Annotated in this window: 6 protein-coding genes; 5 read left to right on the forward strand and 1 reads right to left on the reverse strand. The window is 69.9% G+C overall.

Going from position 1 to position 7,255, the window contains the following annotated elements; genetic code table 11:
* Window positions 1-17: 17 nt before the first annotated feature.
* Entirely contained in the window at window positions 18-1,571 is a 1,554-nt protein-coding gene (locus F4X11_03470; protein ID MYN64074.1) for a mercuric reductase, read from the reverse strand.
* Between the two features lie 170 nt (window positions 1,572-1,741).
* Here F4X11_03470 and F4X11_03475 point away from each other — a divergent pair, with 170 nt between their 5' ends.
* From F4X11_03475 to F4X11_03495, 5 genes are read left to right on the forward strand one after another with little or no spacing between them, the layout of a single operon-like run.
* Window positions 1,742-2,530: an outer membrane lipoprotein-sorting protein gene (locus tag F4X11_03475; protein ID MYN64075.1), complete on the forward strand. Its 789-nt coding sequence runs from the start codon at window positions 1,742-1,744 to the stop codon at window positions 2,528-2,530.
* Window positions 2,527-3,786 (forward strand): ABC transporter permease, encoded by a 1,260-nt coding sequence (locus tag F4X11_03480; protein ID MYN64076.1) that lies wholly within the window; start codon window positions 2,527-2,529, stop codon window positions 3,784-3,786. The genes F4X11_03475 and F4X11_03480 overlap by 4 nt, the downstream gene beginning before the upstream one ends.
* A 13-nt stretch (window positions 3,787-3,799) precedes the next feature.
* Window positions 3,800-5,077 carry an ABC transporter permease gene (locus F4X11_03485; protein MYN64077.1) on the forward strand — a complete coding sequence of 426 codons (1,278 nt, stop codon included), beginning with the start codon at window positions 3,800-3,802 and terminating at the stop codon, window positions 5,075-5,077.
* A gap of 56 nt (window positions 5,078-5,133) precedes the next feature.
* Window positions 5,134-5,835 carry an ABC transporter ATP-binding protein gene (locus F4X11_03490; GenBank protein MYN64078.1) on the forward strand — a complete coding sequence of 234 codons (702 nt, stop codon included), beginning with the start codon at window positions 5,134-5,136 and terminating at the stop codon, window positions 5,833-5,835.
* A complete protein-coding gene (locus tag F4X11_03495) occupies window positions 5,832-7,052 on the forward strand; it encodes a hypothetical protein (GenBank protein MYN64079.1) in 1,221 nt (406 codons plus the stop codon). The genes F4X11_03490 and F4X11_03495 overlap by 4 nt, the downstream gene beginning before the upstream one ends.
* Window positions 7,053-7,255 lie beyond the last annotated feature (203 nt).

Below are 7,255 nucleotides of genomic sequence, written 5' to 3' on the forward strand. Positions count from 1 at the left end.
CTGGCGATGCGAAGGGCTCACCGCCGCCACGCGAACAGGCGGCTCAGGATGGCCTTCTGCCGGTCGCTGAAGCGCGCCTTGCGCATCTGGTTCGCCGCCTTGCGCAGCGCCTCGGCCTGCGTCGGGTAGGGGTGGATCGTCGCCCCGATGGTGCCGAGCCCGACGCCCGCCTTCATGGCGACGCTGACTTCGGTGATCAGGTTGCCGGCGTCCGCCGCGACGATCGTCGCCCCCAGGATCCTGTCCGTTCCCTTGCGGACGTGGACCCGGGCGAAGCCGGCGTCCTCGCCGTCGAGCACGGCGCGGTCGACGTCGGCGAGCGGCTGCGTGAACGTCTCCACGTCGATGCCCTTCTTGCGGGCGTCGGCCTCGTACATCCCGACATGCGCTATCTCGGGCTCCGTGTAGGTGCACCAGGGGATGTTCAGCGATTCGGTTGACGCCATCCCGAGGCCGAAGGGATGCGGGAACAGCGCGTTCTGGATCACGATCTGCGCCATCGCGTCCGCCGCGTGCGTGAACTTGAACGGCGAGCAGATGTCGCCCGCCGCATAGATGCGCGGGTTGCCGGTCCGCAGGTAGGCGTCGACCTGTACGCCGGATCGGTCGTACGAAACCCCCGCCTCTTCCAGCCCGAGTCCTTCCACGTTCGGGGCCCGGCCGACACCGACGAGGATCTCGTCCACGGTCGCCTCGCGGGCCTCGCCGGCGGTGGTGTAGCGGATCCGTTTCCCGCTCCCGTCCGGGTCGTCCCCGGTGACGGGCTCCACGCCGTCGATCGTGGTGTCGAAGGCAAAGCGCACCCCGTCGCGCTCCATCCGCGCCTGCACCACCGCCGCGGCGTCCGGATCCTCTCGGGGCAGGATATGCGGGGTCAGCTCGAACACCGTCACTTCACTGCCGAAGCGGGCGAAGGCCTGGGCGAGCTCGCAACCGATGGGACCGGCGCCGATGACGGCGAGGCGCCGCGGCAGCGACGTCAGCGAGAAGACCGTCTCGTTGGTCAGGAAACCCGTCTCCCCGAGGCCGGGAATCGGCAGGGCGGTGGCGCGCGCGCCGGTGCAGACCGCGGCCCGCGCGAAGCGCAGCGTGGCGTCGCCCACCCGCACGGTGTCGCGGCCCGTGAAGCGGCCCTCGCCGATGAAGACGTCCACGCCGAGCCCCTTGAACCGTTCGGCCGAGTCGACGCGGCTGATCGCCGCGCGGAGCCGGCGCATGCGGGCCATCGCGGCCCCGAAGTCCCGCTCGACGCCGCCCGGGAACGTCAGACCGAACTCGGCCCCGTCCCGTGCGGACGCCCACACGCGCGCCGCGCGGATGATTCCCTTCGACGGTACGCAACCGACGTTCAGGCAGTCGCCGCCCATCAGGTGCCGCTCGATCAGCGCCACCTTCGCACCGATGCCGGCGGCGACCGCGGCGGTCACGAGCCCGGCCGTGCCGGCGCCGATCACGACCAGGTTGTAACGCCCGTCCGACGTCGGGTTCTCCCACTCCGGCGGATGGACGTTGGCGGCGAGCCGCCGGTTGAACTCGTCGTCGGGAAGCAACGGGGCAGGGGCTGTACTCATGGCGAAGGGTAGGATAGCGGTTTTGCGGCGCCGCGCGACGGCCGTAACCGGCGCTCACCGCAACCGCCCGCCGGACCGTCACCCGCGCTACTGCAGGCCGGATGAGCCACGCTCCTCGCGGCCGTGTGCTGCCGTGGCGGTATCGCTGTACACTTGCTTGATCCTTGGGGGTGAGCATGTCCGGATCGCGGACGTTCGTCGCAGCACTCGCCGTTGTCGCCGCCGTCGCCGCCCAGGCGCCGGTTCCCGCCGTCGCTCAGACCGATCCGCTCGAGATCATCGATCGCGTCGACCGCATGCTGCGGGGCGACTCGAGTCACGGCACCTTCACGATGGAGGTCGTGACCGAGAACTGGGACCGCAGCATGACGATGGAGGTCTGGTCGCTCGGCACCGACTACAGCCTGGTGCGCGTGGAGGCTCCGCGGCGGGAGGCGGGCACGGCGACGCTGAAGGCCGAGGACGACATCTGGAACTACCTGCCCAAGGTCGACCGGTCGATCAAGATTCCGGCGTCGATGATGGGCGGGTCGTGGATGGGCTCGCACTTCACGAACGACGATCTCGTGAAGGACAGCCGGCTCATCGAGGACTACGACGTCGAGATCGCCTTCGAAGGCGACGCTGACGGCGTCGCGGTGTGGGACTTCATTCTCAGGCCGAAGCCGGAGGTCCCGGTGGTCTGGGGGAGCATCGAGTACCGCATCCGGCAGGGCGACTACATGCCGTTGTGGACGAAGTTCTACGACGAGGACGGCGAGCTCGCCCGCACGATGGAGCACAGCGCGTTCACCGAGATGGGCGGGCGCCTGCTGCCCGCGGTGATGGACATGTACCCGGCCGACAAGCCGGGCGAGCGGACCACGATGCGCTACGAGGAGATCGAGTTCGACATCGACGTCGACTCCTCGTTTTTCTCCCTTCGCAACCTGCAGGGCGGGCGGGGCCGGCGTCGGTGAAGGAGTCGCCCTGGCCGCGCATAGGCTGGCGCAACCTCGGCCGGAACCGCAAGCGCACCGTGCTGACCTCGCTGGGGCTCGGGGTCGGCTACTTCGCCTGCGTGTTCGTCGTCGGGTGGTCCGAGGGGATCATGGCCGAGCTGGTCGAGAACGCGACCTCGCTCGTCACGGGGCAGATCGAGATCCACGACGCCGAGTACCGGCCGGACAGGAGCCTGTACGACACCATCGGCGGCCGCGAGGGCGCTGACGTGGGGGCGCTGTTGCGCGCCATCGACGCGGACGAGGCGGTCGTCGCGGCGGCCCCCCGCGTCTACGCGGGCGGGCTGGTCAGCTCCGGCGAGGCGACGTCGGCGGGGATGTTCCTGGGAGTCGACCCCGAGCGCGAGGTGGCGCTGACCCGCTTCCTCGACCCGCTGGTCGAAGGCGCGCTGCCGGTGGCGGGTCGCTACGAGCTGGTCATCGGCGAGGAGATGGGCCGGCAGCTCTCGGTCGGCGTCGGCGACGAGCTCGTCCTGGTGGGGTCCGGCGCGGACGGGTCGATGGCGAACGATCTGTACACCGTGGCGGGCATCTACCGGACCGGGCTGGTCGAGTTCGACGCCTCGACCGTCGTGATGCCGATCGGCGACCTGCAGGAGTTCGTGGTGCTCGCGCCGGATCGGATCCACGAGATCGCGGTCGCGACGGCCCAGCCCGACCTGGCCACCGAAGCAGCGGGGCGCCTGTCCGGCGTGCTCGACGTGCCGGCGCGGCCGATCGTCGTCGCCTCCTGGGCGGAGCTGAACCCTGTGCTGGCCGAGTACGTCGCCCTGGCGCAGTCCTTCTACTGGATCATCATCGTCATCGTCTTTGCGGTGGCCGCCTTCGGCATCGCCAACACGATGCTGATGGCCACCTTCGAGCGCCGGCGCGAGTTCGCGGTCATGCTCGCGCTCGGATCCACGCCGCGGGCCGTCATGGGCATCGTGGTGTCGGAAGCACTGGCCATCGGCGCCGTCAGTCTCGCAGGCAGCGCGGCGGTCACGTTTCCGCTGATGGTGTGGTTGTCCAACGCGCCGCCCAGCCTGGAGTGGCTCTACGGGAACGTCACGTTGCAGGGTGCGCTCCTCACGCCGACCCTGCGCGTCGGCTACAACGTGCCGGCCTGGACCTGGGCGTCGGTCGGGCTCCTGGTCACGGCGCTGCTGTCGGCACTCTATCCGGCGGCCCGCGCCGCCCGCATTCCGCCGGCCGACACGCTGTCCGGACTCTAGGACCACATCGAAGATGCACGCAGGGGTTCTCGTCGTGCTCGCGATGCGCAACCTGCGCCGGCAACTGCGGCGGACGCTGCTGACCGCGTCGGCCATGGTCATCGGCGGCGGGCTGCTGATCTTCTCGCTCGCGTTCGCCGACGGGAGCCACGAGCAGTGGATCGACTCGGGGGTGCGGCTGGGCACCGGGCACGTCACGGTCGAACGGCCCGAGTTCCGCGTGCGCCGCCGCATCGACGACCGCCTGTCCGGCGAAGTGCGGCGCACGGTCGAGGAGGCGTTCGCGTCGCCCGAGCTCGCCCCGTACGTCGTCGCGACGTCGTCGAAGCTCAGCATCAACGGCCTGTCCAGCTCGGCCGCCGGGGCCCGTCCCGCGCAGATCATGGCGGTCGACCCGGTTGCGGAATCGAAGTTCGGGATGCTGGACGAGCGGGTGGTCGAGGGACGGTACCTGGAGCCGGAGGATCGGCTGGCCGCGTTCGTCGGCGCCGAGATGGTCGAGAGTCTCGAGCTGCGCCTCGGCTCGCGGCTGGTCGTGCAGGCGCAGGACGCCGAGGGCGAGATTGCGGGTCAGTTGCTTCGCGTGGTCGGCATCTTCAGCAGCGGCGTCCCGGAGGTCGACCGTACGCTGATGCACATTCCGCTCACCACCGCCGGCGAGTGGCTCGGATCGCAACAGGACGTCACCAACGTCGGGGTCCTGCTGAACGGCAGCGCGGCCACCGGACGCGTCGCCGACCGGCTCGAGCGCTTGCTGGCCGACCCGGTCGCGCGCGGCGAGGCGCGGGTGATGCGGTGGCGCGAGGCGGACCCGGCACTCGCCGCGGCGGTGGCCATCGACGACTTCGGCAACTACCTCGTCCAGGCGTTCCTGTTCACCATCATCGCCTTCGGCATCGTCAACACCGTGCTCATGTCGGTAATGCATCGGCATCGCGAGTTCGGCGTGCTGCAGGCGCTCGGGTTGACGCCGGGGCAGACCGGCGCGGTCGTGCTGATCGAGGGGTTCACGCTGACGGCGATCAGCGGGTTCCTGGGCGTTGGCCTCGGCCTCCTGGGCACGTGGTATTTCCTCGGTGACGGCCTGGATCTCACCGCGATGATGGAGAACATGGACGAGATGACCTTCTCGGGGGTCGCCGTCGACCCGCTCATCGTGCCGCTGTTCACCGCGCGGCGCATCGTCCAGGTCCTGGTGTTCATCCTCTTCGTCGGCGCCATGGCGTCGATCTACCCGGCGTTGCGCGCGTCGAGAATCGACGTGACCGAGGCGATGAAGTTCGACCGCTGAATCGGCCGGAGCGTTTCGATCCCGCTCGGACCTTCCTCAGACCATCCATGAGCCCCATGACCGATGCCAACAACGCCGCCGTCCGGACCGCGGGGGTCTGGAAGATCTTCCAGCAGGAGGCCGAGGAGGTCCGGGCGGTTCAGGACGTCAGCCTGACCGTGGAGCGAGGCGAGTTCACCGCGCTCGCCGGACCGTCCGGATCGGGCAAGACGACCCTCCTCAACCTGATCGGTGGCCTCACCAGGCCGACCCGCGGGCAGGTCTGGGTGGCCGGACGCGAAGTGAGCGAGATGTCGAACCGCGAGCTGGCGCAGCTCCGGCTCGAGCAGGTCGGCTTCGTCTTCCAGGCCTACAACCTGCTGCCGGTGCTGACCGCCCTGGAGAACGCCGAGTTCCCGATGCTGCTCCAGGGGGTGGACGCCGCGGAGCGACGCGCGCGGGTGCGGGAGCTGTTCGCGCGGACCGGCATGGAGGGGCTCGAGGACCGGCGGCCGGGGAAGCTCTCCGGCGGGCAGCAACAGCGGGTGGCGGTGGTGCGCGCCGTGGCGAGCCGGCCGGCCCTGGTGCTGGCCGACGAGCCGACCGCCAACCTCGACTCGCATTCCAGCGAGGCGCTGCTCGACGTCATGGCCGAGCTGAACCGCGACCTCGGCGTGACCTTCGTCTTCGCGACCCACGACCTCCGGGTCATGGAGCGCTCGCGGCGGCTCGTGCGCATGGTGGACGGGAACATCGACTCCGACGAGACCCGCGCGTGACCAGCCGGTTCGGCGCCGGTACCGTCTTCGTAGCCGGCCTGCTCGCCGTCGGGCTGCTGGTGGCCGGCGCAGCGCCGGCCGCGGCGCAGTCGAGCTGGCTCACCGGCTACGTGCTGACGGTGCCGCTTCTCAGCGGCTCGACGGCCCTGTCCGAGAGCAACGCCAGCAACTTCAACCGCTTCCGACTGTCCACCGAACAAGCGCTCGGTCCGTTGTTCTTCGAGGCGGCGTACGAGCACGCCGTCACGTTCCAGCAGAACGCCGCGCCGCTGAGCCTCGGACTCGGCGGGCTGGTCGACATCCAGAGCGGCGGCGAGTGGTTCGATCTGCAAGGCACGATCTCGCGCCACGACCAGAAGCACATGCTGTGGCGCCATCGCTTCGACCGGCTCAACGTGGCCTGGGCGCCGACCGAGGCGATGGAGCTGAGCGTCGGGCGGCAGGCGATCTCGTGGGGCACGACCCAGATCTTCACGCCGGCGGATCCCTTCCCGGCCTTCAGCCCCACCGACCCGTTCCAGGTGTTCCGGGCGGGCGTCGACGCGGCGCGCCTGCGGATCTACCCGAGCGCGCTGTCCGAGATCGACATCGTCTTTCGCCCGAGCCGCACCGATGTGGGGGAGGAGGTCACCGCGCTCGCGCGCGGCTTCGCCACCTGGAAGAACTGGGGCCTGTCGGTGTGGGGCGGCACGCTCTACGGCGACCCGACCGGCGCGGTGGGCGCGTCGGGCGGCATCGGGCCGTGGGCCGTCAATTTCGAGGCGGTCATCCGCGACTACCACGGGACCGTGGTGGGACGGGCATCCATCGGGACCTTCCGGCTGTTCCAGGTCGCCGACCGGGATCTCACCATCCTTGCGGAGTACCAGCGCGACGGCCGCGGTGCGGATGGACCCGACGAGTTGCTCGCCGTGTTGCAGTCCCGCGAGTTCCGCCGGGGCGAGTACCAGGTTTTCGGCCGGGACGAGGTGGCCGTCACCACGGCGTACCAGATACATCCGCTCTGGAGCGTCACCGGCACCGCGATCTGGAACCTCAACGATCGCAGCGCGCTCGTCTTTCCCGGCTTCTCCTACTCGCTGAGCAACGAGGCGTCGCTCGCGGGCGGCGTGTTCACCGGCACGGGAGCCAGCGACTACCTGCCGGGGCAACCCCTGCCGTCGATCTACGGCCTTGCGGGCGTCACGGGCTACCTCTCGTTGACCTGGTACTTCTGAAGCCCTCGGGCACGTCGGCTCGCCGCGGATTCGATGGCGAACCGGGCGTGCCGACGCCCGGATGTCCGATTGACGTCCGCGGCCCGTTCGACACTGGGCCTGCAAGGGGCCACGTCGACGTCGACACTGGCGGGAATCCAAGAAGGTCGGGTGCACGACATCATTGTGAGATGAGCGTCAGGCGGCATTTGCGGCACGTCGCT

The organism is Acidobacteriota bacterium (genome assembly GCA_009861545.1).
Taxonomy (GTDB): domain Bacteria; phylum Acidobacteriota; class Vicinamibacteria; order Vicinamibacterales; family UBA8438; genus WTFV01.